This window comes from Bacteroides ovatus (genome assembly GCF_001314995.1).
In the GTDB taxonomy this organism is placed as follows: domain Bacteria; phylum Bacteroidota; class Bacteroidia; order Bacteroidales; family Bacteroidaceae; genus Bacteroides; species Bacteroides ovatus.
Map to the genome: position 1 here is coordinate 1050573 of NZ_CP012938.1, position 25723 is coordinate 1076295.

At 40.3% G+C, this 25723-nt stretch carries 20 protein-coding genes and 1 tRNA gene; 8 read left to right on the forward strand and 13 right to left on the reverse strand.

Features of this window, described 5'->3' with window-relative positions:
• Positions 1-4: 4 nt before the first annotated feature.
• From Bovatus_RS04150 to Bovatus_RS04170, 5 genes are all read left to right on the forward strand, one after another.
• Entirely contained in the window at positions 5-940 is a 936-nt protein-coding gene (locus tag Bovatus_RS04150) for a DUF362 domain-containing protein (RefSeq protein ID WP_004295850.1), read from the forward strand.
• 7 nt (positions 941-947) lie between these two features.
• Positions 948-2492 (forward strand): 4Fe-4S binding protein, encoded by a 1545-nt coding sequence (locus Bovatus_RS04155; protein WP_052587803.1) that lies wholly within the window; start codon positions 948-950, stop codon positions 2490-2492.
• Positions 2493-2658: 166 nt separating this feature from the next.
• Entirely contained in the window at positions 2659-3465 is an 807-nt protein-coding gene (locus Bovatus_RS04160) for a patatin-like phospholipase family protein (RefSeq protein ID WP_004295848.1), read from the forward strand.
• 53 nt (positions 3466-3518) lie between these two features.
• Positions 3519-5216, forward strand: a complete 1698-nt coding sequence (locus Bovatus_RS04165; RefSeq protein WP_052587817.1) for an alpha-amylase family protein — start codon at positions 3519-3521, stop codon at positions 5214-5216.
• A 138-nt stretch (positions 5217-5354) separates the two neighbouring features.
• On the forward strand, positions 5355-5843 hold the full coding sequence (locus Bovatus_RS04170; protein ID WP_004295845.1) for a PepSY-like domain-containing protein: 489 nt from the start codon (positions 5355-5357) through the stop codon (positions 5841-5843).
• Between the two features lie 89 nt (positions 5844-5932).
• Here Bovatus_RS04170 and Bovatus_RS04175 read toward each other — a convergent pair whose 3' ends face one another.
• From Bovatus_RS04175 to Bovatus_RS04200, 6 genes are all read right to left on the reverse strand, one after another.
• Positions 5933-7945: an alpha amylase C-terminal domain-containing protein gene (locus Bovatus_RS04175; protein WP_004295844.1), complete on the reverse strand. Its 2013-nt coding sequence runs from the start codon at positions 7943-7945 to the stop codon at positions 5933-5935.
• Between the two features lie 18 nt (positions 7946-7963).
• Complete coding sequence (locus Bovatus_RS04180) at positions 7964-8410, reverse strand: YhcH/YjgK/YiaL family protein (protein WP_004295843.1); 447 nt, start codon at positions 8408-8410, stop codon at positions 7964-7966.
• A 37-nt stretch (positions 8411-8447) separates the two neighbouring features.
• Positions 8448-9122: a DUF2461 domain-containing protein gene (locus Bovatus_RS04185; RefSeq protein ID WP_004295842.1), complete on the reverse strand. Its 675-nt coding sequence runs from the start codon at positions 9120-9122 to the stop codon at positions 8448-8450.
• Positions 9123-9399: 277 nt separating this feature from the next.
• Positions 9400-9996, reverse strand: coding sequence for an aminotransferase class IV family protein (locus Bovatus_RS04190; RefSeq protein ID WP_004295841.1), 597 nt, complete (start codon positions 9994-9996; stop codon positions 9400-9402).
• Positions 9980-10987, reverse strand: coding sequence for an aminodeoxychorismate synthase component I (locus Bovatus_RS04195; RefSeq protein ID WP_004295840.1), 1008 nt, complete (start codon positions 10985-10987; stop codon positions 9980-9982). Before Bovatus_RS04195 ends, Bovatus_RS04190 begins: the two co-directional genes overlap by 17 nt.
• 129 nt (positions 10988-11116) lie before the next feature.
• A complete protein-coding gene (locus Bovatus_RS04200; RefSeq protein WP_004295839.1) occupies positions 11117-11851 on the reverse strand; it encodes a tetratricopeptide repeat protein in 735 nt (244 codons plus the stop codon).
• Between the two features lie 286 nt (positions 11852-12137).
• On the opposite strand from Bovatus_RS04200, the gene Bovatus_RS04205 reads away from it, so the two are divergent.
• Both Bovatus_RS04205 and Bovatus_RS04210 read left to right on the forward strand, forming a co-directional pair.
• Positions 12138-12211 (forward strand) — tRNA-Arg (locus tag Bovatus_RS04205).
• A gap of 152 nt (positions 12212-12363) precedes the next feature.
• A complete protein-coding gene (locus Bovatus_RS04210) occupies positions 12364-13212 on the forward strand; it encodes an Arm DNA-binding domain-containing protein (protein WP_004295838.1) in 849 nt (282 codons plus the stop codon).
• Positions 13213-13411: 199 nt separating this feature from the next.
• Here the strand turns inward: Bovatus_RS04210 and Bovatus_RS04215 are convergent, their stop codons facing one another.
• Positions 13412-14305: an OmpA/MotB family protein gene (locus tag Bovatus_RS04215; RefSeq protein WP_004295837.1), complete on the reverse strand. Its 894-nt coding sequence runs from the start codon at positions 14303-14305 to the stop codon at positions 13412-13414.
• A 241-nt stretch (positions 14306-14546) separates the two neighbouring features.
• On the opposite strand from Bovatus_RS04215, the gene Bovatus_RS24555 reads away from it, so the two are divergent.
• Positions 14547-14945 carry a ribosomal maturation YjgA family protein gene (locus tag Bovatus_RS24555; RefSeq protein ID WP_004295836.1) on the forward strand — a complete coding sequence of 133 codons (399 nt, stop codon included), beginning with the start codon at positions 14547-14549 and terminating at the stop codon, positions 14943-14945.
• A gap of 63 nt (positions 14946-15008) precedes the next feature.
• Here the strand turns inward: Bovatus_RS24555 and lacZ4 are convergent, their stop codons facing one another.
• The 6 genes from lacZ4 to Bovatus_RS04245 all read right to left on the reverse strand — a co-directional run bounded on the left by lacZ4 (position 15009) and on the right by Bovatus_RS04245 (position 25625).
• The gene (gene lacZ4, locus Bovatus_RS04220) at positions 15009-17006 is read right to left on the reverse strand and encodes a beta-glucuronidase LacZ4 (RefSeq protein ID WP_004295835.1); all 1998 of its coding nucleotides are present in this window, start codon (positions 17004-17006) and stop codon (positions 15009-15011) included.
• 52 nt (positions 17007-17058) lie between these two features.
• Positions 17059-18498, reverse strand: coding sequence for a sulfatase (locus tag Bovatus_RS04225; protein ID WP_004295834.1), 1440 nt, complete (start codon positions 18496-18498; stop codon positions 17059-17061).
• A 73-nt stretch (positions 18499-18571) separates the two neighbouring features.
• Positions 18572-20386 (reverse strand): RagB/SusD family nutrient uptake outer membrane protein, encoded by a 1815-nt coding sequence (locus Bovatus_RS04230; protein ID WP_052587800.1) that lies wholly within the window; start codon positions 20384-20386, stop codon positions 18572-18574.
• 28 nt (positions 20387-20414) lie between these two features.
• Positions 20415-23804, reverse strand: coding sequence for a TonB-dependent receptor (locus tag Bovatus_RS04235; RefSeq protein ID WP_052587799.1), 3390 nt, complete (start codon positions 23802-23804; stop codon positions 20415-20417).
• Positions 23805-23931: 127 nt separating this feature from the next.
• Entirely contained in the window at positions 23932-24960 is a 1029-nt protein-coding gene (locus Bovatus_RS04240) for a FecR domain-containing protein (protein WP_004295831.1), read from the reverse strand.
• 77 nt (positions 24961-25037) lie between these two features.
• Positions 25038-25625 (reverse strand): RNA polymerase sigma-70 factor, encoded by a 588-nt coding sequence (locus Bovatus_RS04245; protein ID WP_059365507.1) that lies wholly within the window; start codon positions 25623-25625, stop codon positions 25038-25040.
• Positions 25626-25723 lie beyond the last annotated feature (98 nt).

Here is a 25723-nt window from a genome sequence, read left to right on the forward strand (position 1 = left end):
AAAGATGGACAGAAGGGATTTTTTAAAAACAGTAGCTATCACCGGAGCCGCCTTGACTATACAGCGTTCGGAGGCTATGGAGGTGTTAACTCAAACAATCAATAAAGCAAACGGAAGCAATCCTGATCTGGTGGCCGTTATGGGCGGAGAACCCGAAGAGATGTTCCGCCGTGCCATAAGCGAACTGGGGGGTATGAAGCAATTCGTGAAACCGGGACAGAAAGTGGTTGTAAAACCTAATATCGGTTGGGATAAAGTGCCGGAACTGGCAGGAAATACGAATCCGAAACTGATTGAAGAAATCGTCAGACAATGTTTTGCCGCCGGAGCTAAAGAAGTGGTCGTGTTCGACCATACTTGTGACGATTGGCAGAAATGCTACAAAAACAGTGGTATTGAAGCTGCTGCCAAAAAAGCCGGAGCCAAAGTAATGCCTGCACATCTGGAGTCGTATTACAAACCAATTGATCTGCCAAAAGGCAAAAAGATGAAGAAAGCCAAAGTGCACGAAGCGATTCTGGATTGTGATGTATGGATCAATGTTCCTATTCTGAAGAATCACGGAGGTGCCAATCTGACTATCTCCATGAAAAATCACATGGGGATTGTGTGGGATCGCGGATTCTTCCACCAGAACGATTTGCAACAATGCATCGCAGATATCTGTACATTACAGAAGAAAGCTGTACTCAACGTAGTAGACGCCTACCGGATCATGAAAACAAACGGTCCCCGGGGACGCTCTGCATCCGATGTTGTACTGGCAAAAGGATTGTTTATCTCACCGGATATTGTAGCCGTGGATACGGCTGCTGCCAAGTTCTTCAATCAAGTACGTGAGATGCCACTGGATACAGTAGGACATCTCGCCAATGGGGAAGCATTGAAAATAGGAACCATGAACATTGACAAATTGAATGTCAAGCGAATTAAGATGTAAAACAACCATGTTAAGAAGGCTACGTATTGGAATCTCAGCACTTTTATTTGTGCTGATTTCTTTCTTTTTTCTCGATTTCGCAGAAATATTACCGAACAGTTTTCATCGGCTGGCACATTTGCAATTTATTCCAGCCATCTTTTCACTAAGTATAGGTATCTTATTATTTCTCATTGTGTTAACGCTTTTATTCGGGCGTGTATATTGTTCTACAATCTGCCCTATGGGTATCTTGCAGGATGTGATTGCACGAATTTCCAAAGCAACGGGAAAAAAGAAAAAAAGATATAGTTACAGTCCTGCAAAAAACAAATTGCGCTGGGGTGTGCTCGGACTGACAGTGGTCGGGTTTCTATGTGGATTTACATTTATTGTTGGTTTGCTCGATCCGTACAGTGCGTATGGACGTGTGGTAGTGCACATATTCAAACCTATCTATATGCTGGGGAATAATCTGCTGGAATCACTCTTTGCCAGATTTGACAATTATACATTTTATCAGGTAGACACCTCCATCTTGAGCATTTCTTCCCTTCTCATCGCTATTATTACTCTTGCAGTCATCTTTGTAATGGCATGGAAACATGGACGGACATGGTGCAATACGATTTGTCCCGTAGGAACAATATTGGGGTTATTGAGCCGATTTTCATTATTCAAAGTCCGTATTGATACTGCCAAATGTAATGGATGCGGGCTTTGTGCCACCAAATGCAAAGCAGCTTGCATCAATAGTAAAGAACACGCTATTGATTATAGTCGTTGTGTAGATTGTTTCAACTGTTTGGGAGTATGCAAACAAAAAGCATTAGTTTACGCCCCTTCTTTAAAAAAACAGTCTGATGTAGAAACTCCTGCACCATCATCACCGGATTTGGATTCATCCAAACGCCGTTTTTTGGTTGCCGGTCTTGTTACTGCCGGAGCAACCCCCAAACTCATCTCCCAAGCCAAGGAATCTGTAGCAAGCTTGGAAGGTAAGAAGGCATACAAAAAGGAAAATCCGATCACTCCTCCGGGGTCTATCAGTCGGGAACACTTCCAACAGCAATGCACATCCTGTCATCTTTGTGTCAGCAAATGCCCTTCTCATATCTTGAAACCGGCTTTTATGGAATATGGCTTGGCAGGCATGATGCAACCTACTGTTAGCTTTGAGAAAGGATTTTGTAACTTTGACTGTACTGTCTGTGGAGATGTCTGTCCCAATGGAGCAATTCTTCCCATAAATGTAGAGCAAAAACATCTTACACAAATGGGATATGTTGTTTTCATCGAGGAAAATTGCATTGTTTATACTGATGGAACCAGTTGCGGAGCCTGCTCCGAACACTGTCCCACACAAGCAGTAGCGATGGTGCCGTATAAGGACGGATTGACGATTCCTCATGTAAATAAAGAAATATGTGTAGGTTGTGGAGGATGTGAATATGTTTGCCCAGCCCGTCCATTCCGTGCCATCTATATCGAAGGAAATCCCGTACAAAAAGAAGCAAAACCATTCAAAGAAAGCGAAGAGCACAAAGTTGAGATAGACGATTTCGGATTCTGACCGGCATGGTGCCGGAGCAGAGTTTCCATCCGTGTTTTATGTTCTATGACGGTTTATTTCAAATGTGAACAAGACAGATGGTATGGATTTAAAAAAAACTATCCATTATATTCCTCCTACTTTCAATAAATTCACTAAATTCGTGGCGAACTAAAGAAAGCAATTCATGGAGGTATTCACAAATAACTGGAATAGCCGGAAATATCAGATTGGCTATGCACTAAGCGGAGGATTTATTAAAGGATTTGCCCATTTGGGAGTCATGCAAGCTCTTTTGGAACATGATATTAAACCGGAAATCATCTCTGGAGTAAGTGCAGGGGCACTTGCAGGTGTCTTTTACGCGGACGGCAACGAGCCGCACAAAGTACTTGATTATTTCTCCGGACATAAATTCCAGGATTTAACCAAACTGGTGATTCCCAAGAAGGGACTATTTGACCTCTGTGAATTTATTGATTTTCTCCGGACTAACTTAAAAGCAAAAAATCTGGAAGAGCTACAACTTCCCCTGATTATCACAGCAACTGACCTCGATCACGGTCGCATGGTTCACTTTCATCGGGGAAGCATAGCGGAACGGGTCGCCGCTTCCTGCTGTATGCCTGTCATGTTTTCTCCGGTCAACATAGACGGCACTAACTATGTGGATGGAGGATTGATGATGAATCTTCCGGTCTCTACCCTGCGCAGGGTTTGCAATAAAGTGGTAGCTGTCAACGTAAGTCCCATCATGGCACAGGATTACAAAATGAATATTGTAAGCATTGCTATGCGCTCATTCCATTTCATGTTCCGCGCCAATACCTTTCCCGAAAGAGAAAAATGCGATTTATTAATCGAACCATACAACCTATACGGGTACAGTAACACCGAACTGGAAAAAGCTGAAGAAATCTTCGGGCAAGGCTATAATACAGCTAACGAAGTACTTAGTCAACTGTTGGAAGAAAAGGGGAAAATATGGAAATAATCTCCTATCCATCAGAAACAAGAATGAATACGAATATTAATAATCTACTCTATATGAATGACGAAAATAAAATAATTATCTACCAAGTATTCACCCGCCTGTTTGGAAATAACAACAACCACTGTGTCTACAATGGAGACATTGCCACCAATGGTTGCGGGAAAATGGCTGATTTCACGCTCAAAGCACTTGGTGAAATCAAGAAATTAGGTGCTACACATATATGGTATACAGGCATCATCGAGCATGCCACTCAAACGGACTATCGCCGTTATAATATCAGTCCGGATCATCCTGCTATTGTGAAAGGAAAAGCTGGTTCTCCGTATGCTATCAAGGATTATTATGATGTAGATCCTGACTTGGCTAACGACGTGCAAGGACGTATGAAAGAATTTGAGAATCTGGTACATCGCACACATCGCACAGGTCTGAAAGTAATTATTGATTTTGTACCTAATCACGTAGCACGCCAATATCACTCGGATGCACAACCGGACGGTACGACCGAATTGGGAGCTAACGATGACTCCAGCCAATCTTTCAGCCCATATAATAATTTCTATTATATTCCGCAAGCGGAACTCCATGCCCAGTTCGACATGAAAGACGGTGCAGCAGAGCCTTACCGGGAATTCCCGGCGAAAGCTACCGGTAACAATCGTTTTGATGCTACTCCCAATATCACCGACTGGTATGAAACAGTGAAATTAAACTATGGAGTGGATTATCAGAATGGAGGTACCTGCCACTTTTCCCCGACTCCGGATACTTGGATAAAGATGCTGGACATTCTTCTTTTCTGGGCATCAAAAGACATTGACGGTTTCCGCTGCGACATGGCCGAAATGGTTCCTGTTGAATTCTGGGAATGGGCTATTCCTCAAGTAAAAGAGGCTTATCCTGAAATACTTTTCATCGCAGAGGTTTACAATCCAGGTGAATACCGTAGCTATCTGTTCCGTGGCAAGTTTGATTACTTGTATGATAAGGTAGGCCTGTATGACACGTTACGTAATGTAGCTTGTGGATATGAATCTGCATCCGCTATCACTCATTGCTGGCAAAGCCTGAATGGAATAGAGAAAAAGATGCTCAACTTCCTGGAGAACCACGACGAGCAACGTATCGCTTCTGATTTCTTTGCCGGAAACCCGCGTAAAGGAATTCCCGCACTGATCGTTTCCGCCTGTATGAACACTAATCCTATGATGATCTACTTCGGTCAGGAGTTTGGAGAACTGGGCATGGATAGTGAAGGATTCAGCGGAAGGGACGGACGAACTACCATATTCGATTATTGGAGTGTAGACACCATACGACGCTGGCGCAACGGAGGTAAATTTGACGGGAAGATGCTTACTGAAGAACATAAACACCTCTACTCTGTCTACCAAAAAGTACTGACGATTTGTAACGAAGAGCAGGCAATCAGCAAGGGAGTATTTTTTGACTTAATGTATGCCAATATAAACGGATGGCGTTTCAATGAGCATAAACAATATACCTTTATGCGAAAATATAAAAATGAGATTCTGTTTTTCGTTATTAATTTCGACAGTCAACTGGTAGATGTTGCCGTCAATGTACCTTCGCATGCTTTCGACTTTTTACAGATTCCTCAAATGGAGTCTTATCAGGCCACTGATTTGATGACGGGCGCTAAAGAAGAAATCAGCCTATTACCTTATAAACCCACGGATGTTTCAGTCGGAGGTTATAACGGAAAGATTCTAAAGATTACTTTTTAAGTAAAAAGCCTAAGATCTGTATACTCTTCATCCCTCGGCCACTTATGAATGACCGGGGGATTATTTTATGCACATCACTCAAACAAATATTCTCAAAGGCTGTTTAGGTAGATAAATAATCCTCTAAACTCAAAGCTTATGAAGAAATTTATGATTTGTGCAATCGCATTGTTTCTGCTATTATCTACATCTGTCTTTGGAGATACCCCTCCCGGCAATGTACAGTCAACTTTCAAGAAAATGTATCCTAAAGCAAATGGCGTCGCCTGGTCACAAGACGATGGATATTATTGTGCCAACTTTGCAATGAACGGATTTACTAAAAATGTGTGGTTCAACGTCCGGGGACAATGGGTGATGACACTGACTGATCTTGTCAGTCTCGACCGACTGACCCCAACAGTCTATAATGCCTTTGTATCCGGGCCATACGCAAATTGGGTGGTAGATAATGTGACAATGGTGGAGTTTCCCAAATGGCAGGCTATTATAGTAATTAAGGTAGGGCAAGATAATGTCGACATCAAATATCAGTTATTCTATACTCCACAAGGGATATTGCTCAAAACGCGCAATGTTAGTGATATGTATGATATTCTCGGGCCAAGTACCTTTCTGGCAAACTAGGAACTGAATCATAGAATAGGGTAATAAACCAAAAAGCCCCCACAAATATTATTGAATATCTGCGGGGGCTTATTGGTTTAAAGATAAAATTATTTTTTCTTTCTAAGTACTACGGCAGTACGGGCAGGAATATAGAGTTTCAGCCACTCTTTCTTTTCCTTCTTGTACAGCGGATCGGTAATAGTGAAGTGCACGACAGAGTCGTCTGTCAAACCATTTCCTCCAAATGCTACATCGTCAGTGTTCAGTATCACTTCATAAGCTCCCGGAGTTACCAGGAATCCATAATCAGTGAATGACTGCTTCGGATTAAAGTTAAAGACAAATATAAGGTCTTTCCGTTCGTATGCCAGTACCTGATCGCCATCATTATGCCATATTTCCTGAACTGGTGTTGCCTGGAAATCTTTCACACTCTTGAGAACTTTCAGCATTTCTTTATCAAAATCACCCATATAGTGATAGGTCAGATTTTTGTTGTCCACCAAATCCCATTGGCGGCGGGCATATTTGCACGACCATCCGTTACCTTCACGTGGGAAGTCAATCCATTCGGGATGCCCGAATTCATTTCCCATAAAGTTCAGATAACCTCCGTTGATAGTCGAAGAGGTCAGCAAGCGGATCATTTTATGCAAAGCAATACCACGGTTGACAACATAATTTTCGTCTCCCTTCTGCATGTGCCAGTACATATCGGCATCAATCAGGCGGAAGATAATCGTCTTGTCTCCTACCAATGCCTGGTCATGACTTTCTGCATACGAAATGGTCTTTTCATCCTGGCGACGGTTGGTTACTTCCCAGAACATACTGGAAGGTTTCCAGTCTTCATCGATCTTTTCTTTGATTGTCTTGATCCAGTAGTCCGGAATATTCATGGCCATACGATAATCGAAGCCGTAACCGCCATCTTCTACTTTGGCAGCCAGTCCCGGCATACCGGAAACTTCTTCGGCAATGGTTATCGCCTTCGGATTTACCTGATGAATCACTTCATTAGCCAGTGTCAGGTAACAAATTGCATTATCATCCTGATGACCGTTGAAATAATCTCCGTAGTTACAGAAAGCTTCACCCAGTCCATGGCTGTAATATAACATAGAAGTTACTCCATCAAAACGGAATCCGTCAAATTTATATTCTTCCAGCCAGTACTTGCAGTTTGACAATAGGAAGTGGATCACTTCGTTCTTGCCATAATCGAAGCAGAGAGAGTCCCAAGCGGGATGTTCGCGACGAGCGCCCGGATAAAAATATTGATTCGGATCACCGGCAAAGTTTCCTAGTCCTTCTACTTCATTCTTCACTGCATGTGAATGAACGATGTCCATAATCACAGCAATACCCATCTCATGAGCAGCATCAATCAGTGCTTTTAATTCATCGGGAGTACCAAAACGCGAAGAGGCAGCAAAGAAACTGGATACATGATAGCCGAAGCTTCCATAATATGGATGTTCCTGAATAGCCATAATCTGGATACAATTATATCCTTCTTCAGCAATACGAGGAAGGATTTTCTCGCGGAATTCATTATATGTGCCCACTTTTTCCTCCTGCTGTGCCATTCCGATATGACATTCATAAATCAACAGTGGATTCGTGTCAGGCTTAAATGTTTTCTTCTTGAATTTATAGGGTTTCTCCGGAGCCCAGACTTGTGCACTGAATATTTTGGTCTGTTCATCCTGTACCACACGTGTAGCCCATGCAGGAATACGTTCGCCTTGTCCGCCTTCCCAATATACATTCAGTTTATAAAGGTCGCCATGATGAATGGCATCCGCCGGGAGGTTGATTTCCCAATTGCCATTCTCTTGCTTTTTCAGCTTGTAGGCGGCTTTTTCCTCCCAATTATTAAATGTACCCACCATATAAATATGAGTAGCATTAGGAGCCCATTCACGGAAAGTCCACCCCTTATCGGTGCGATGCAATCCAAAATAAAGATACCCTGATGCAAAATCTGAAAGGGTTTGTTTTCCCTTATTCGTCAATTCAGCTTCTTTGTCTAATACATGCTGATGGCGTCCGGTGATAGCACCGGCAAAAGGCTCCAGCCAGGGATCGTTTTTTACGAGATTAAGTGTCTTTTCCATATCAGAATTGAATTAGGATTATGCTTTTACTTTTACGATTACTTTCTTCACACCATCTGGAGTGATACCGGGAGCATGACCGTCTTGTGGGAAAAAGATAGCAAACATTCCCGGTTTTACGGCAACGTATGTTTCTGCTAATCCTTCGAAGAAAGTAATATCTTTTTCCGCGTTATAAGGTGCATCTGCCGGAACACAGTCTTTAGCAGCAGTATACCCCATTATTTCTGTTCCCGACAATGGGATTTGAATATCTATAAATTCGTTATGAGTTTCCAGTTTGGCTTCCTCTTTTGTTTTAGGTTTGGTTTGTGCAATATTCACCAACAGATCTTTTCCTTTCAATTCTGTCTTACCAACTTCCATGGCTTGGAGGTCATGAGACTTCAAGAATTCAATAGCTTGTGCAAACAGAGGGTTTAAAGACGCATATTTCTCCAGATTTTCTAAAGTATCTACTACCATATAAGTTAAATTTTAAAGTTTATATTCTAGGCATTATTTATTCAAAATCATCAATCGTATAGTTTATAAAATCGGCAAACCGTTTGAATTGCCGGAACACTTTGTCGATCTGTTCCAACATATCCGGTCGGGTGAAGAAGTTATCGGGAACATTATAAGAGCAAACGTATTCTTTACATTTCAAATAATCAATGTACTTGAAATCTTTCGGAAAACCTTTCGGAGCTGTTTTCAGAAAATCCTCCCCTATCACCGGAAAGTATTTCTTAAACTCCGGATCTTCTACGATCGCAACAAACTCTTCGATATTATCATAGATAGATTGTCTCACGGCTTTCAGGATATTGGTAGGCAGACACAGGCTTCCTCCGGCAAGCATAGAACCATCCGGCTGCAAGTGTACATAATATCCACAATGATCAGACTTCTTTCCTTTGGCATTGATATAACCTCCGAAATGTATTTTATAAGGTGTTTTATCCGCAGAGAAGCGGGTATCCCGGTAAATGCGATAAGTACAGTCTTTGGGCTGAATCCCCCGGATAGTTTCATCAAACAGGGAAATACGGGCAATCACTGTTGCCAAGAAGTTGTCGAACTCGGCACGGGCTGTTTCATATTCTGCCTTATGCTCATTAAACCACTCACGATTATTATTCGCGGAAAGATCTTTTAAAAACTGAAAGATAACGGGTATGTTCATCTTTATCATTTTCTATTATTACTCTACAAACGTACAAATTTTATTTCATATAAACTACAAAAGGGGGTAAAAGGACATAAAAAAAGCATCGGCCTGGTAAAACCGATGCTCTAACACATTTATCAAAAAAACAGACTCTTCTGTCTCTGACGTACTTTAGCTTTCACAAGTGAAGTACAATCTCTTTAATTAATCTTATATCTAATACTATGAAAAACACATAAATATAACAGTACAAAAGAGACTTTTGTTCAGCAGTTCTCTGTATATTTCAGTTAATTATAGTTTATAGAATTAAATGTTTCTCATTTATAGGCAATATAATGCGTTTCCAGTCAATCATTGCGTTGAATAACATGATATGGGAATAGTCTTTCAGACATATTTGCGGAATGTCTTTCTCAACAATGAGCTGCCTGTCCAGAAATTCGCTTCGTTTCGTCCCACGGAGTAACGGATGAGCCGGTGTGAACCAGGTATGTCCGTCATAGAGAGCAACATTAGCTATAGAGGTATCTGTCAGATAGCCATTTCTCACAATTAAAATATCATCCGCCATTCCTCTTTGAGCGTACAAGGCATTCAGTTCTTCCCGATACGCACTTTTATAAGTATAATCAATGGTATCAGACACAACCAAATGCAAAGAAGATACCTGTCGCATCTGATAGGGCGCATACGTAACTTCTTCCACTTCTTTTCCATATACAATCCGGCATTTATGAATTCCATTTAAAGTTGGCGGAGATATAAATTCCCGTAAATCCAGCGGAGTGCTGTCTTTCCAAAAAGCTGCACGGGTTTTATTAAAGCGTTCTGTGTGATAATCAAGATTATAAATCTGTCCATCCTCTATCCGGATAGTCTCAATAAATGGGTACATATACTTTTTGTTTCATTTCATTATACTCGCTTTCCACATCACTCTGGCAGGTGATCCCACCTCCACTTTTAAAATACATCTTCTCTCCTTCCTGTTCTACAAATCGTATCATAACGGCACTATCTAAATCAATGCCATCAGAATATCCCATAACTCCCGTATAAAATCCTCTGTCGTAGGTTTCAGCTTCCTGAATAATCTGCATCGTTTTTCTCTTTGGAGCACCGGTAATAGAACCGGCTGGTAATAGCCTGAAAATAATATCTCCCAAATGCTCCTGATAATTTTCAGGCAATATACCCTGAATTTCAGAACTCGTCTGGAAAATGACTCCCCGATTAGTCTGTAACCTGTCCATATACCGATACTGGGAAACTGACACCCGGTTGGCAACCATACTTAAATCATTACGAATCAGATCTACAATGGTAGCATGTTCGGCAGTCTCTTTCGGATCATTCATCAATAATTGAGCAGCAGAGGGAATTGAAGCATCAATGGTTCCCTTCATCGGATATGAGCTAATTTTTCCTTGATGAATTCTAACAAATATTTCAGGAGAGAAAACCGTAAAACGATCTTTAATCCACAGCTTATAAATCGCTTTTGAATGAAAATAAATATCTTTCAGAGTGAGATTGGTTTCTACCGGAGTGCGACACGTCAAATTCGTAAGGAAACTATTTCCTGCCAGGATGTTCCGTCGCACGATATTAAACGAACGTTGATAAGAAGAGAAAGATTCTGCGAAAGGCTGCCAATGTAGTGAAGGCACTGTTTTTGCGGAGTAAGTAGCTATATCATCTTCAGCCGATATAATCTGATTGGTAAATCCATTCAAATTATACAAAACTTCAGCGGAATCAACAGCGGCAACCTCCTCTATATAAGATACATCTTGTAGATAATTTATAATGAAAATGAAAGGACGGTGGAGTTGTCCCAACTGGTTCATTCGTTTAATAGCCTGTTCCTTATTATATAAGTGCATATAAAATACTTCTACGTTTAGGGAAGGCAAATGTACACAAAAAGTATAGATTAGAAAAAGATAGCAATAAAAAAGGGTTGTCCGACGTGTCATATCGGCAACCCTTTATCATTTATAAAATTGGTCAAATTACTTCATAACAGCTTTCACTTGAGGAAGCATCTTCTTCACATTTTCATTTTCCGGAGAGATCTTAGCAGCTTCTTCCAGATAGTCTAATGCTTCTTTAAATCTACCATCAGCTTTTTCTTTTTCTGCAGCATATTTATCTGCATCAGAATTTGCCAAAGGAGCAGCTTTCTTCAGGATATTAGCGCCATCATTATAGCACAGAACTCCTAAACTGTACAATGCATTTGTTTTATATTGCTTGTGATCCAAAGGAATTACTTTCTTAAAACAATCTTCAGCTTCTTCTGCTTTTCCTGCTTTCTGTGCTGCAAGTCCTGCTTTTAGATAATGAAGACCATAATTCTTCACCATTGTCTTATTCTTAGGATCGACTTTCAGCCCTTCTTCTAATGTAGCTACATATTCAGCAGTCTTCTTTTGTGCATCTAAAGCCAAAGCTTTACGAGCATACGCATTTCCTATATTAAATTTTTTCTGAATAGCAATATCGAAAAAGGTCACGGCTTCCGCATACTTTTTCACTTCGTCTGCTGCTATACCACAATAGTAAGCTGTTGCAGAATCCTGATTATTAGTCTGTTTCAGATATTCGCTGAACTTCGCATACGCTACTGGATAATTTTTAGCATTAAATGCATCATTTCCTTCTTTTTTCAATTGCTCTGGGGCGGTTTGTGCAAAAACATTAGTCACTACAATACAAAATGCAAATAAAAAAATCAATTTCTTCATAACTTTATGTGTTTTTTAGTTGTTTATCGTTCAAAAGTAGAAGTTATAATAGAAAAACACAACCGTATTTTATTTTTTTGACCTTTTTGAAACCTATATAACGTTCGTTATTCTTCGTAAAAATGACGTTTTCCTATTCATTCCTCCCCAATCATATAAGTAAACAAAATATTTCTCTTTTATAAATTACTGATTCATAGCCATAAAGAAAAATATGAATAAAAAAGTGCCGGAAAGTTTTTGAGTTTTCATAAAAAGCACTACCTTTGCATCCGCAAATAAGGCTGGTTCCGTAGCTCAGCTGGATAGAGCAACGCCCTTCTAAGGCGTGGGTCCTGCGTTCGAATCGCAGCGGAATCACTTAGCAGAAAGGCTGATTATCAAATGGTTAATCAGCCTTTTTACTTTTCTAATTAGCTGCTATTGATTAAAAAAAAACGAGAAAACTCTCACTTTTGAGCAATTTACCTTGTCGAAATCTTGTCCGAGTGTTTTCTCTAAATTTTGAAACTATGGCAACAATCAGATTAGCTCTAATCCCAGCAAAGGTGTTAAGTGATGGATCTCACAAAATTTGTATAGCCATCCATCACAAAGAAGAAACAAAGTACATTGTCACTCGATTCAAAGTCGACAGTCTTTCACAATTCAAAAACGGGCAAGTAGTCAAACGTCCAGACGCAGCACTAATCAATACCAAACTACGTAATATACTCAATGAATACCAAGAGAAACTTGACAGCATCAAATGCATTCAGGGTTCCTTTGGGGTCAGCCCGAAAAAACTTCTATTTTTAATTATGACTGCACTGATAGTAGTTGGATGTAGTAAAAGTGATGAAGAAAAAAGTGACATTCAGGAAATTTGGCTAAATGGATACAAAGCTCTTACTCCAGAGTCTGATTACGAAAATATTTCCACCACATTTTTATTATTTAAGGCTGACAACAATGAGGAATTTGATGTGAAAAAGCAAACTTTTTCAGGGAATATACTTGATTATCAAAAAATACAAGATGAAACTTGGAATTTGCTGTCAAAATCAAAAATTAAAAAGAAAGATGGTAGCATAGTTGATGCTACTTATTCTATATTTGCCTCGTCAATAAAGGAAACATATACTTCCGCTAAAGTAAAGATTGGTAAATATTTTATGGTAGCAATATATAGCGACTCTAAAACAGGATATCATTGGCTATATTCAAATAAATATGCTTGTCAATATGTTGACATACCATATCGATATAATCCATGGGACTATTCTGTGGTTTTCCCATGTGATTTGCATAATTATGGAAAGATAGAATGGGTTTCATGGAATCAAACTCCTTATCCATATGAGTTTGAATTTTCAAAATAGGTCCATCTGCCGAAAACATTTAAAATCAGCAATACTCATTTCAAATCGGACTCTCTATAAAATAGAGCAATTTCTCAAGCTCTGAAAATAAAATATAGATACCTCTAACACTTTACTGTATCTGTTTCAAATTGCTAATAATAAAGCGATGAATTCAAATTCATCGCTTTATTATTAGCCCTAGATGGAAATATTTCCTTTACTCTTTTGTATTCTCATCCCCCATTATACCTGATGAAGAATTATCAGGAGCCTGATCTATCAAATCCATAAACTGATCCAGTTTAGGAGTTATAATAATCTCGGTCCGGCGGTTACGAGCTTTTCCTTCTGCCGTATCATTACCGGCTACCGGATTAAATTCACCTCGACCGGCAGCAGTCAGGCGTTTGGGATTTATACCATAAATATTCTGTAATGCCTGAACAACAGATGAAGCACGCAACGCACTCAAATCCCAATTATTACGTATATTCGTACGAGATATCGGATCGGTATCTGTATTTCCTTCTACCAGAACATCATAATCTTTGTAGTCCTGAATGATTTTGGCTATTTTACTAAGCACAGCCTCTGCTTTATTGCTAATTTCATAACTTCCTGATTTATAAAGCATGTTATCTGCTAAGGAAATATATACAACACCTTTCAATACCTTAATATCCAAGTCACGCATCTCTTCACGGGTAAGCGAACGGGTAAGTTTATTGACCATTACGAGATTCAAAGAGTCTGATCTATTCTTTTCTTTAACCAAATGCTGGATGAAACGGTTTGAAGCATTGATCTCATCTATTAACTTACCCATATTCATATTCCCTTGAGAGCTCTGTGTAAGACTCTTATTCAAGATGCTTTGCATATCGGACAAGCTCTTGCGTAACTCACTATTATTCCGCTGCGCTTCGGCAAGTCTCTCCTCAAGACTTGTTGAACGTGCCTGATTTTCTCTTAGCTGCAATTGACTTTCCTGATATTCTTTTTGCAACTTTGTATAATCAGTTTTTAAACCTTTAAATTGCTTCTGACTTACACAACTCGCCAATACTATACATCCTGTCAGTACTAACAACGGTCGAAAAAGATTCTTCATAACTCTATTATTTTAATTACTAATTTTTTAAGTGACCAACTGCAGCCGTTTCCACAACAATTGCGTAAATCGGTTGGTTATGAACACATTTATCGAGATAAAGCTCGAACGACCTTATAACATTTCAAAAGAACGAAAAGTTTAGTATGTAAATAAAATCTGTTTTTATCAGAGTTTGATCCATCCTGCCAAGTTATCCAACTTAATTTTATAAATTTGCACCATACTAAAACATTACTGCGTGAAAAACAAACGTTGGATTTATTTAGCAATTACTTCCGCAATTATAGTGTTAGGATTGGCTTCCCGAAAACATGGTGATATATTGCCCGAATTTATCGCAGAGTATTCAGGCGATACGCTTTGGGCAGCCATGGTGTATTGTGGAATACGCTTTCTTTTCCCGTCATTATCTATACTCAAGACCATTGTTATTTCCTTATTATTTTCTTATTGTATAGAAATTAGCCAACTATACCAAGCAGACTGGGCAAATACTGTACGAAACACCACACTTGGAGCATTAATCTTTGGACATGGTTTTCTATGGTCAGATATGATCTGTTATACTGTTGGAGTATCATTATCCGCTGTTATAGATTCAGGAAGGATTATTATCTCCCAAAAGAGAAACCCCTAGAAAAAAGCACTGCAAACCTACTTTGTTTACAGTGCTCTTTCCGATTAGCATTTAAACTACCTATCACAATCTACAATGAAAACTATCGCTCAAAGGTAACTTCTTATTAGTGGAAACAACCTTTATTTCATTTTCACCAGGTTCTAGTTCCACATTTTTCCATTCCAGAATAGCATACGAATCCGGTATTGCTTTACCATAACTCTTACCGTTTACAAACAATTCGGCTCCTGACAGATTCGTGAAAGCAGTAATTGTTTGCAAATGTTGTGTACGTACTGTGTTACGTTTGCCTGTTAAATAAAGCATTGGTTCTTCCCTATTCCAGTTGGCCTTATAGAAGTAGAAAGCATCTTTACGAACTTTCCGGTCGAAGGTAACCAAACCTTTATCATTAATTCCGGGACGGTCTCCTTCAGTGCGATGTGCAGCGCCAAAATCAAACATATTCCAGACAAAGCTCCCCCATACATAAGGACGGGAAGAGATTGTTTTCCAGTTTTCAATGTGATAATACGTCTGCCAGTTTTCAGGATGCCACCAACTGGTTGGTACAGTTTTAACCAACGAATCTTGTTGATGGTAAATACTTGCACCGGCACCATATTCACTGATAGCAATACATATTTCCGGATGATCCTTATGCATTCGATCCAACCATTTCCCCAAATCAGCGGGAGTGCCACCATACCATCCATCATAACGGTTCCAAGCAATAGCATCCGTTATGAAATTCAAATCTCCCATTTGATTACTTGCGGAGGTCGTAGGCCGGGTAGTATCTTCCTGATGTGCCAGCACATTTAATTTTTTGATGTACTCAACCGGATTATCTCCCAACTCCGTCAACTCATTAAACAGCCCCCATACACAAATAGAAGGATGATTATAATGTTGACGAATCAGTTCTTTGAGCTGCTCTTTTCCGTTGGCACGGAAAGCAGGTAAATCCACAAAACCTTTATCATTATATCCACCAGGACCCACAAAAGGTATTTCAGCCCATACAATAATACCATTTTTATCCATCAGATCATAAAAATAAGTAGCCTGCGGATAATGCGCCAAACGAACAGCATTCACTCCCATCTCCAACATCAATGCCACATCTTCCTCATGGTGTTGCGGGCGCAGCGCATTGCCCACCTCACTCCTATCCTGATGACGGCAAACGCCTTGAAGAGGCAAATGTTTTCCATTCAGGAAAAAACCTTTATCAGGGTCGATCCGGTAAAAACGAAGTCCCAACGGTTGTGTAACACGATCTACCATCTGACCATTCCGGAAAAGAGTCACTTCCGCCTGATAAAGGAAAGGATCCTGACGACCATTCCACAAATGAGGCTGATCGATTTCAAATGTAAGTTCCTGCTGCATTACTTCGTTTCCAGAAAGATTCACATTCTTTGTTCCTTCTTTCACCACCCTTTGACCATCTAACAGGCGTACGTTAAGCTCCACTTCCTGATTACCACTACTCCCGTTTGATAAATCAACAATAGCCCGTACCTTAGCATACCGATGGCTCACACTATCCTGTATCAGACGTACTCCGGGGGAAGCATAATCCAAAGGAGAAATACACGTCTCATCAGTAATCAACAAATGTACATCACGATAAATACCTCCGTAAAAATTAAAGTCACCGACCAGAGGCATAATATCCAACTGTTCACCATTATTCACCCGTACTAATATAGAGTTTTCTTTTCCATATTCCACCTTTCCTGTGATCTCAAAGATAAAAGCTCCATATCCCCCACGATGCTCACCTATATGACGACGATTTATAAACACATCTGCAATGTTATTCACTCCTTCGAAACGAATAAAAAGACGTTTTCCTTTCCATTCGGGACGAATAAATAAATTCTTCTCATAATTACCAATTCCCCGTTTATAGTCTATCTTACCGGACAAAGCATCCTGCGCATTCCAAGTATGAGGCAAATCAACTCTTACCCCTGTTCCCTTCTGTACCTGATGCGAAAACCGGAAATTCCAATCATTATTTAGCAAGATATCCTGTCGCTGGGCAAACATCGACATTCCGTAAAGCATGAATAAAACAACCGATACCAAACGGCTGGACTGTAATAAAACTGTTTTCATATTATTTCTTTAATGATGACTTCTTTATTCTGATAAAAGAAGATAATGATTCAACCTTATTCTTATATTTTTTTTCATCGACCCGATTCTTGTTTTCCTTCCCGTCAATCCGATGGTCAAACAACATACTGGCTTTCTTCACGTCGCCTTTCATCCATTCCGCATAACTATAACGCCGGTCAACGGCATTATCTCCTCCTTCCCACTGAATATAGACTTCACCTTTCGTCTTAGCTTTCAGATTCTTGAATACCCCGGCAAAGCTTTGCCCGCTTAACTGTTCAGCGGGAACAGGCAGTTTACAAAGTTCACATAAAGTCGGGTACAAATCAACAAATTCCACCATCGATTTTGTTTTTCCTTTTTTCATTCCCGGCACACGGACAATCAACGGTACATGAGTAGAAGTATTCATCAGATTATGTTTACCTATAAAATCATGTTCTCCCAGATTCCAGCCATGATCCCCCAACAAAACCACAATTGTATTATCCGATAATCCCAGTTCATCCAATGCATCCAATACCTTGCCGATCTGCGCATCCACATAACTCAAACAAGCATAATATCCATGTTTTACCTCCCGCTGGAAGTCAATATCACTCGTATCCGCAACCCGTGCATACGCATATATCTCGCTTGAATTACGAACCTGCTCCGGCAATCCTTCAGGTCGGAAACGATTGGTAGCCAAAGGTATTTCCTCCCGTTTATATAAATCCCAATATTTCTTTGGGGCATTGAACGGCAAATGAGGTTTCCAGAAACCACAAGCCAAGAAGAAAGGTTTGCCAGCCTCCTTCATCCTTTTCAAGTCACGAATAGCTCGGTTTGCAAGTTTCCCATCATCATAGGCAGTATCAGGAACATCAGCAGATTCACAAAAAGGTCCCCTCATCGTTTTCGGATTAACCGTTTTTCCCGATTCCGAATTCATCCAAAGTTCCCATTTATTATATTCCGCCCAATATACATCATATCCATCCGGATGATTCCGGTAAGGAGGCTCACTCCACGAATCCGCATGATCGCTGATATGATGAAACACCTTGCCGTCCGAAATAGTATGATAACCATTCCGGGTGAACCATCCCGAAATAGGTATTGCTTCGGGACAATCTTTGCTGGCATAGGCGGAAAAACTAATAAAGCGATCGGGGTAATGAGGATATACACCCGTCAATAAACTAGCCCGGGATGCCCCACTCACAGGAATATTACAATACGCATTCTGAAACAAGACGCCACTTGCCGCCAAACGGTCCATATTAGGAGTTTTCACTACATCTACCCCGTAACACCCCAGTTCGGGGCGCATATCATCAGCCATTATAAAAAGCACATTCATTTGGGATGCATCCTGTTGTGCACGTAGTATAGATGAGATGCAGCAAGCTGTTCCACAAAAAAACGCATATTTTATTGATATTCTATTTTTCATTTTCTACCTTAAATTTTCAAGACCTGCAATATACTAAAATATTACAGGTCTTGTGCATCATTTCAATTTAAAATTACTTTGTCCATACCGGATTTTGTTCCAAATTCGTATTTAACGCCAATTGCTTCAAAGGCAACGGATACAGATAATAATGTTCCTGCCATCCAAGCGGGGTATCAAAGAAATAAACATATCCTTCATCAGCACCTGCACCACCCGTTACTTTCAAATTCTTGGCCGAAGCCCCTGTCACATAGGCACCCAGCGGTTGTTTGTTAACATAGTCTCCTTTCTTCCACCTGCGCAAATCATCCAAACGGAAACCTTCGCCCATCAATTCAACTCGTCTCTCTCTACGCACTTCCCACAAAAGAGCAGGAACGGAAGGATCACGCTTCGGATCAAAAGCATCATTAATATCATTCACCACCATTTTCGCCACATTAGCTCTTGCCCGAAGTTTGTTAATAGACTTATCCGCAGCAGCCTGGTCGAATTTGTTCAATTCGCACATCGCTTCGGCATAGTTTACCATCACCTCACCTATACGGAACAGCGGGGCATCTGTTGTATTCACCCCATTCGCGTTGGTAGCTACAGTATGTGTATTATAATATTTCCATACCCAGAAGCCCATTTGGGAAGCGTTCCAGCCCTGTCCCCAGTTCATATTCTTAAAGTGAGGTTGTCCTTGCACGGTGAATCCTTTAAAGTTGGAAGACGGCAAACGATGATAAGTTTCACCGGAAATCGTAGCCATTAAATCTATAAATTCCCTGTCCTGTGCATTATCCGTATATTTCCAATCAGCCGTACTGGGTCCGTTTTCTTTCTTCACCATATATGGAGGACAGATCGTCAAATACAACCGGTAATCACGATCACGGAATTGTCCATACATATTCTTATCACCCCCATAACGGCTAGTCGTCGTGCTAACCGGTCGTCCATCCGTACAAAGATAACTGTCTACCGCGTCTTTCGTTGCCTCAATATAAGATTCACCTGTACGCACCATACGGGTCAAACCATGCATTAACTGTCCGGTTTCATAAGCCTTATACAAAAGAATACCTGTCACCCCATCCAGTGTTTCCGAATTAAACAACTCATCATATTTAGGATGCACATTCGGATATTGCTTAATCACCTCTTCAGAAGCACGGGCACATTCTTCCAGATAAGTATCCACTCCCGACAAACCATGATATTTTCTCCAAGTTCCTTCAAATAAAGCAAAACGGGAAATAAGAGCTTTCACCACATACATATTAATTGTATTTTTCCCATCCGCTTCGATATTACTGCCAATATGTGTTTCCGCATATTTCAAATTAGACAGAATATTGGAAGCCACCAAGTCACGACTATCACGTTTTCCATAAAGCTCGGGACTTTCCTCAGTCAAAGCATGCTCTACCCAAGGAATATCACCAAATTTAGAAAGCATCTGAAAGTATTTATAAGAACGGAAGAAATATCCCACACTTCTCCAATGCTCCCTCTCGGTTTCACTCATTTCCGAATGATCAATATTATCGAGCATCAGGTTAACACGACGGATATAATCATAATCCCAATCTTTAGACTCATCCGTAGCCTTTGCTTTGCGATATGCCCACTGACCTTCATATCCATCCAATCCTTTTATCATGTTATCCGATTCAAAATCACCACGGAAAATTTCATCCGTTTGCCCTGTATCATACGTATATCCGAAGAACACGTTATACAATCCCCATGTATACGTTTTAAAGTTGTCATAGGTAGTAAAGACCGATGCTTCTGTTTGCTGTCCTTTGGGATAAACCTCCAGAAATTCGTCATTTAGACAAGACGACATCAACAAACAAAGACTAACGCTTACACATAGTATATATTTATTCATAATAATTACTCTTTAAATTGTGAAACAATCAGAATGAAAGGTTTATACCGAACGAATACTGTCTCATATACGGATAGGTAAAACCACGTTGTCCTAAATCATCCGTGACAGAACGTTCCGGATCAAGTCCCTTCGGCAAGTGGTCGAACGTATAAAGATTCTCACCACTGAAGAACACAGCCAGATTATTAACTCCAATCTTACTCATCCACTTAGACGGGAAATTATAAGAAAGCGTTATATTACGAATACTTAAGTACGATCCATCCTGTAGATAACGAGTCTGTACACGTGTATTGGCATCTGTATTTCCGGCCGCTTTCTCATAAATACGGGGGAAATAACTATTCGTATTTTCCGGAGTCCAATAATTCAACTGTGAATCATAAACGGTAGTCCAAGCATCATAATGCGGATAAAACAGATCGTTCATCACCCACAAATCTCGTTTACCAACTCCTTGCAGCAAGAATGACAGAGAAAAACCGTTCCAACTTGCACTACCATGAATACCATACTGATAACGCCGGGTATTATTACCAATGATTTTACGGTCTCCCGGATCTTTCGTTGTACTGGTACCACTGTTGATAATATCATTACCATCCAAGTCCTTATATAATATATCTCCCGGATTCGGATTATAACCTTCCACTTTAGCAATACCCGGTTTCAGTTTGCCATCTGCATCGAAATCATCCACTGTGTACAAACGATCGGTCACATACCCCCAAATTTCACCCAGTTCCATTCCTACGCGAAATGTTTCATTATCGTTCTTGTCCTTGCCAAACAGTCCTGTTTCGTTGTTGTATTTAGTAATCTTTGTTTTCGCATCGTAAAGATTAAAGCCTATGCTATATTTCACTTTTCCGATCTGATCGTTCCAGTCAACCGAGATTTCCCAACCTTTAGAACGAAGGTCAGCCGTGTTCTGTAAAGGGGCACTTGCACCTAATACACCCGGAAGTTCAGAGCCCGGAGCAAGCATACCCTTAGTATCTCTACGATACCAGTCGAACACCATATTCAATCTGTTATCCAATAGCCCAAGATCGAATCCGACATCAATTGTCGTTACTTTTTCCCAAGTAAAGCTATTGCTAACCAAAGCAGCTGGTTTCAAAGTAGTAACTTTAATACCGGAAACAGTCCAATAAGCCTGTTCCGCATCCATACCGGGAATATATGCGTAAGGAGTGATGCTCTGATTTCCAATATTACCCCAAGAACCACGCAATTTCAAGTTCGAAAGAACAGAGTTCAAAGGTTTCATAAACGCTTCCTCGCTGATACGCCATCCGGCGGAAACCGAAGGGAAGAAACCGAAACGGCTATTCTTCGGGAATTTGGAAGAACCGTCATAACGTCCGTTCGTTTCAAGCAAATACTTGCCGGCAAACGAATAGTTAATGCGATAGAATAACCCTCTTACCGTATAACGTTCAAATTTGTCTTTAGCAAAATAATCACCTGTCGACTGCGAAATAGACGGCAGATCTTCATTAATCATATTCATACGCGACATCTCAGCATAACGATAATCACTACTCTCCTGATTGAAACCTCCCATCACCGTTACATCATGTTTGCCCCATGAGTTGTTATAGTTAGCATAGAAGTTCAATGCATTATAATCCGTAATACCATTGGAATATTCATACTTGGAATTGGCAGTGGAAACCTCTTTCACAAAGTTACCTCCATGTGCATAATAGAACTTCTTCTCAAATTTCGTTTTCTCGTTACTTAGATGATTGAATGTATACTCACCAATCAACTTCACATTCTTCAAAGGACTGATCGTAACCTTTCCGAAAATACGAAGATTATTCTTTTGAATAGTTGTCGGATATGCCAGATCAATCAAGTTACGAGGAGTATTGATCGGTAATTCTTCGCCGTCAATATTCATTGTTCCAGTAGGGAAATAAGAAGGGAATGCGACTGCTGCTCCCCATATACCATATCCTCCGGAAGTTTCCGGCAATGAAGAGTTCGAGTTCGTATATTTAATATCCAATTCCGGAGTAATCCATGAAAACACATCCGAGCGGAGATAAGAAGACACGTTGTAACGCTTGTACGTATCTTTATCCGAAGCCAGTACCCCATTTTCATTCACCATACCGAAGGAGAAACGATAAGAAATATCTTTCGTACCGCCACCTACCGAGATATTATGAGTTTGCTGGAAACCAGTCTCCATCATATCATCGAAAAGATCAGTTTCTGCCAAGCTATAACGCAGCCCGTCCACCATTGCATAACCATCCGGATATGCAGACGGATTAGCATTATATTCCTTCAAAAGTCCCAACCAGGTATCTACGTTCTGACCACTTTGATAATTGATTGTCCCCATGTCCTTATAAGCCTGTACCGTTTGGAGCGGAGTAGCCTTATGAGGCATATTGGCAGGTCTGCTAAAAGAGAAGTTATTTGAATAATTAATAGAGAGTTTAGTTGCATCCGAGCCTTTCTTTGTAGTAATCAAAATCACACCGAAAGCTGCCCGTGCTCCGTAAATAGCAGAAGATGCCGCATCCTTCAAAACAGTCACCGATTCAATATCGTTCGGATCGAGCATATTAATATCCATCTCCACGTTATCTACCAGCACCAGCGGTTTCCCATTCTTATCCAAACTGTTGACACCACGAATGTTGAAACTCATTTCTTCACCGGGTCTTCCTGAATTACCTGTAATCTGCAAGCCGGGCATTGCCCCTTTCAAAGCGTCACTCACAGACACCACCGGACGGTCACCTAAAACATCATCCATCTTCACACTGCTCACCGCACCTGTCAGGTTCGCTTTCTTTTGTACGCCGTAACCAACAACTACTACTTCGTCTATTAACCGAGTATCTTCTTTCAAAGTTACATTGAGAGGACGTTGATCTTTCACCACCACTTCCTGTGTGGCATAGCCGATATACGATATGGATAAACGGGCATTCGGAGTAACCATCAAAGAAAAATTGCCATCCATATCCGTAATGGTACCTTCCGTAGAATCGACCACTTTCACATTTGCCCCAATCACCCCTTCACCTGTAGGATCAGTGATTCTACCTTTTAAGACAAACGCTTTTTCCTGTTCTTTCTGCGGCGTCACTGCATGGAACATAATCACCCGGGGTCCGTTCACTTCATAACTGACGTCCGTACCGGCCAGCAATTGTCCCATCACATCATTAATAGTACCGTTATTTATATTCACAGAGACTTTCCTATTCAAATCAATGTCATTATTACGAATCAGGAAAGAGTAATTGCCTTGCTTCTTTATTACTTCAATGGCTTCTTTCAAAGTAATATTATCTACTTTCACACTGAATCGCTTACTTTGTTCCTGTGCCGATAGCTGGAAACCACCAGTCAAAACGTTTCCTACAGACAAAAGCAGAAGCATTAATAATATTCTTTTTACTATTAATCTCATATTTTTCACTATTAAAGGTTAACATAATATCTTTCTATACAACGCTGAACCGCCGATATATCTATCGACTAAGTTCCCAATCATACTTTACTTTTTCTTATTTTACCTCCTTTTTCTTGTCAGTTATAAAGATAGTGTCTCCACTAACTTTCCATGTATATTGCTTCTCAACGTTGATTTCTCCCAATATATCATTGATACTTTGATTACTATTGAAACATCCGGAAAAGCGTTCCGCTTTCAGACGTTCACTCTCTAAACTGATCTTCACCTGGAATTTGCGCTCCAGACGGTGTGCGATGTCGGCAAACGGAGCATCTTCAAATGTCAGGCCACCATCCAACCAGTCACAGGCAGAACTAGCATTTGATTTCATTTTCTCCATGCGGCCCGTATTCTTATCGTAAAAAGCCTGTTCGCTAGGGAATAGTTTCATTACCGAACCGGACAAAGTGGCTAAATTGACACGACCTTCCAACAAAGATACCATTACATAATTATCGTCATCATAAGCGCGTACATTAAAAACAGTCCCTACCACCTTTACCTGTACACCATTCGTATTTACAAAGAAAGGAATCTTCTCATTTTTCGCCACCTTGAAATATCCTTCGCCATCAAGTGTTACATCACGTTCACGAATACCGAACCCACGGCAATAACGTAACACAGAACCCGCATTCAATGAAACCTCTGTTCCATCTGGAAGCACAATATTCGTCCGCGAACCAGCTGGCACTTTAATTTCATAAGGAGAATCCGCATTCGTATATACTTCCGTAAGATTTTCAGTATAAGTGTACCAGAAGTAATTACAGCCCAACAACAAAATAATTGCAGCAGCTACCTTCAGCCACACAGGAACTATCTTCCGCGAACGGACAGGTTTCATCTCAGCAGCGGCTATTTTTTCTTTTATCTGTGATAAATTAGCATCCTCTACTTTGGCAAATGCAGGCACAGAAGAAACAGCCCATACTGCGGACATCTCCCGGAAAATTTTAGCTGCATCTTCATTGGAAGCCAGATAAGCGAACAGAGCTTCTTTCTCTTCTTCGGTGCAGTTACCGGACAGATAGTTGCTTATCCGGATTTCCAATTCTTCTATATGATAAGAGTCATTCATAAACGTACTTTTTCTATGGGTGTATATAACTAGATACGCAATAAAAAAAGAAACGTTTAAAAGAAAAGCGATTTTTTTTAGAGAAACATCAAAATAGCTATCATATAAGGTGTACCCAGTGATTCGCGTAGCTTAGTCAATGCTATTTTCATCTGTACTCTTACAGTGGTCACATTAATATTCTGCTCCTTGGCAATTTCACTGTATGTCTTACCCTCATACAAACTTGCTTTAAATATGGCACGGCATTTGGCTGGCAATTCCTCCACCTTCTTCATGATGATGGTATTCATTTCGCTATGCTCCAATGCCTGCAAAGGATTATCGGAAGAAAGAATATGATTTTCGAGAAAAGCCCAGATTTCTTCCATCTGTTCCGTCATCTGTTTTTCGTTGAAGTAGGAAGAACGCAGATAACTAATACTTGCGTTTTGAATAGCACGCCGCAAGTACGGAAGAGCCGGGTGAGTGATATGGTGGCGATTCTGCCAAAAAGCGACAAAGACATCATTCACAATCTCCCCTGCCACCCTCTTGTCATGCACATAATAAACAGCTATCGCACACAAATAAAGGTAGTAGGTATGATAGATTTTATCAAATGCTTTTGTATTACCGTGATTTAACTGTTCAATTAGATTTTCAGAGATTTCTGGTAGATTCATTCGTTGTCTTTCTTTAAGGAACGGTGCAAATATAGCGATTAATTCAGAAAAACAAAATTCCAATCAGATAAACCGGAGCCCGGCAATCATTCCTTAAC

Bases quoted from the DNA above. Each gene is read 5' to 3' on its own strand.
- Bovatus_RS04245 (WP_059365507.1), bottom strand. From the start codon at position 25,625: ATGAATCTACCAGAAATCTCTGAAAATCTAATTGAACAGTTAAATCAC.
- Bovatus_RS04210 (WP_004295838.1), top strand. From the start codon at position 12,364: ATGGCAACAATCAGATTAGCTCTAATCCCAGCAAAGGTGTTAAGTGAT.
- lacZ4 (WP_004295835.1), bottom strand. From the start codon at position 17,006: ATGCTTTACGGAATGTCGATGTTTGCCCAGCGACAGGATATCTTGCTA.
- Bovatus_RS04235 (WP_052587799.1), bottom strand. From the start codon at position 23,804: ATGCTTCTGCTTTTGTCTGTAGGAAACGTTTTGACTGGTGGTTTCCAG.
- Bovatus_RS04160 (WP_004295848.1), top strand. From the start codon at position 2,659: ATGGAGGTATTCACAAATAACTGGAATAGCCGGAAATATCAGATTGGC.
- Bovatus_RS04190 (WP_004295841.1), bottom strand. From the start codon at position 9,996: ATGTACCCATTTATTGAGACTATCCGGATAGAGGATGGACAGATTTAT.
- Bovatus_RS04165 (WP_052587817.1), top strand. From the start codon at position 3,519: ATGAATGACGAAAATAAAATAATTATCTACCAAGTATTCACCCGCCTG.
- Bovatus_RS04170 (WP_004295845.1), top strand. From the start codon at position 5,355: ATGAAGAAATTTATGATTTGTGCAATCGCATTGTTTCTGCTATTATCT.
- Bovatus_RS04215 (WP_004295837.1), bottom strand. From the start codon at position 14,305: ATGAAGAATCTTTTTCGACCGTTGTTAGTACTGACAGGATGTATAGTA.
- Bovatus_RS04225 (WP_004295834.1), bottom strand. From the start codon at position 18,498: ATGAAAAATAGAATATCAATAAAATATGCGTTTTTTTGTGGAACAGCT.
- Bovatus_RS04175 (WP_004295844.1), bottom strand. From the start codon at position 7,945: ATGGAAAAGACACTTAATCTCGTAAAAAACGATCCCTGGCTGGAGCCT.
- Bovatus_RS04180 (WP_004295843.1), bottom strand. From the start codon at position 8,410: ATGGTAGTAGATACTTTAGAAAATCTGGAGAAATATGCGTCTTTAAAC.
- Bovatus_RS04195 (WP_004295840.1), bottom strand. From the start codon at position 10,987: ATGCACTTATATAATAAGGAACAGGCTATTAAACGAATGAACCAGTTG.
- Bovatus_RS04150 (WP_004295850.1), top strand. From the start codon at position 5: ATGGACAGAAGGGATTTTTTAAAAACAGTAGCTATCACCGGAGCCGCC.
- Bovatus_RS04155 (WP_052587803.1), top strand. From the start codon at position 948: ATGTTAAGAAGGCTACGTATTGGAATCTCAGCACTTTTATTTGTGCTG.
- Bovatus_RS04230 (WP_052587800.1), bottom strand. From the start codon at position 20,386: ATGAATAAATATATACTATGTGTAAGCGTTAGTCTTTGTTTGTTGATG.
- Bovatus_RS04200 (WP_004295839.1), bottom strand. From the start codon at position 11,851: ATGAAGAAATTGATTTTTTTATTTGCATTTTGTATTGTAGTGACTAAT.
- Bovatus_RS04240 (WP_004295831.1), bottom strand. From the start codon at position 24,960: ATGAATGACTCTTATCATATAGAAGAATTGGAAATCCGGATAAGCAAC.
- Bovatus_RS04185 (WP_004295842.1), bottom strand. From the start codon at position 9,122: ATGATAAAGATGAACATACCCGTTATCTTTCAGTTTTTAAAAGATCTT.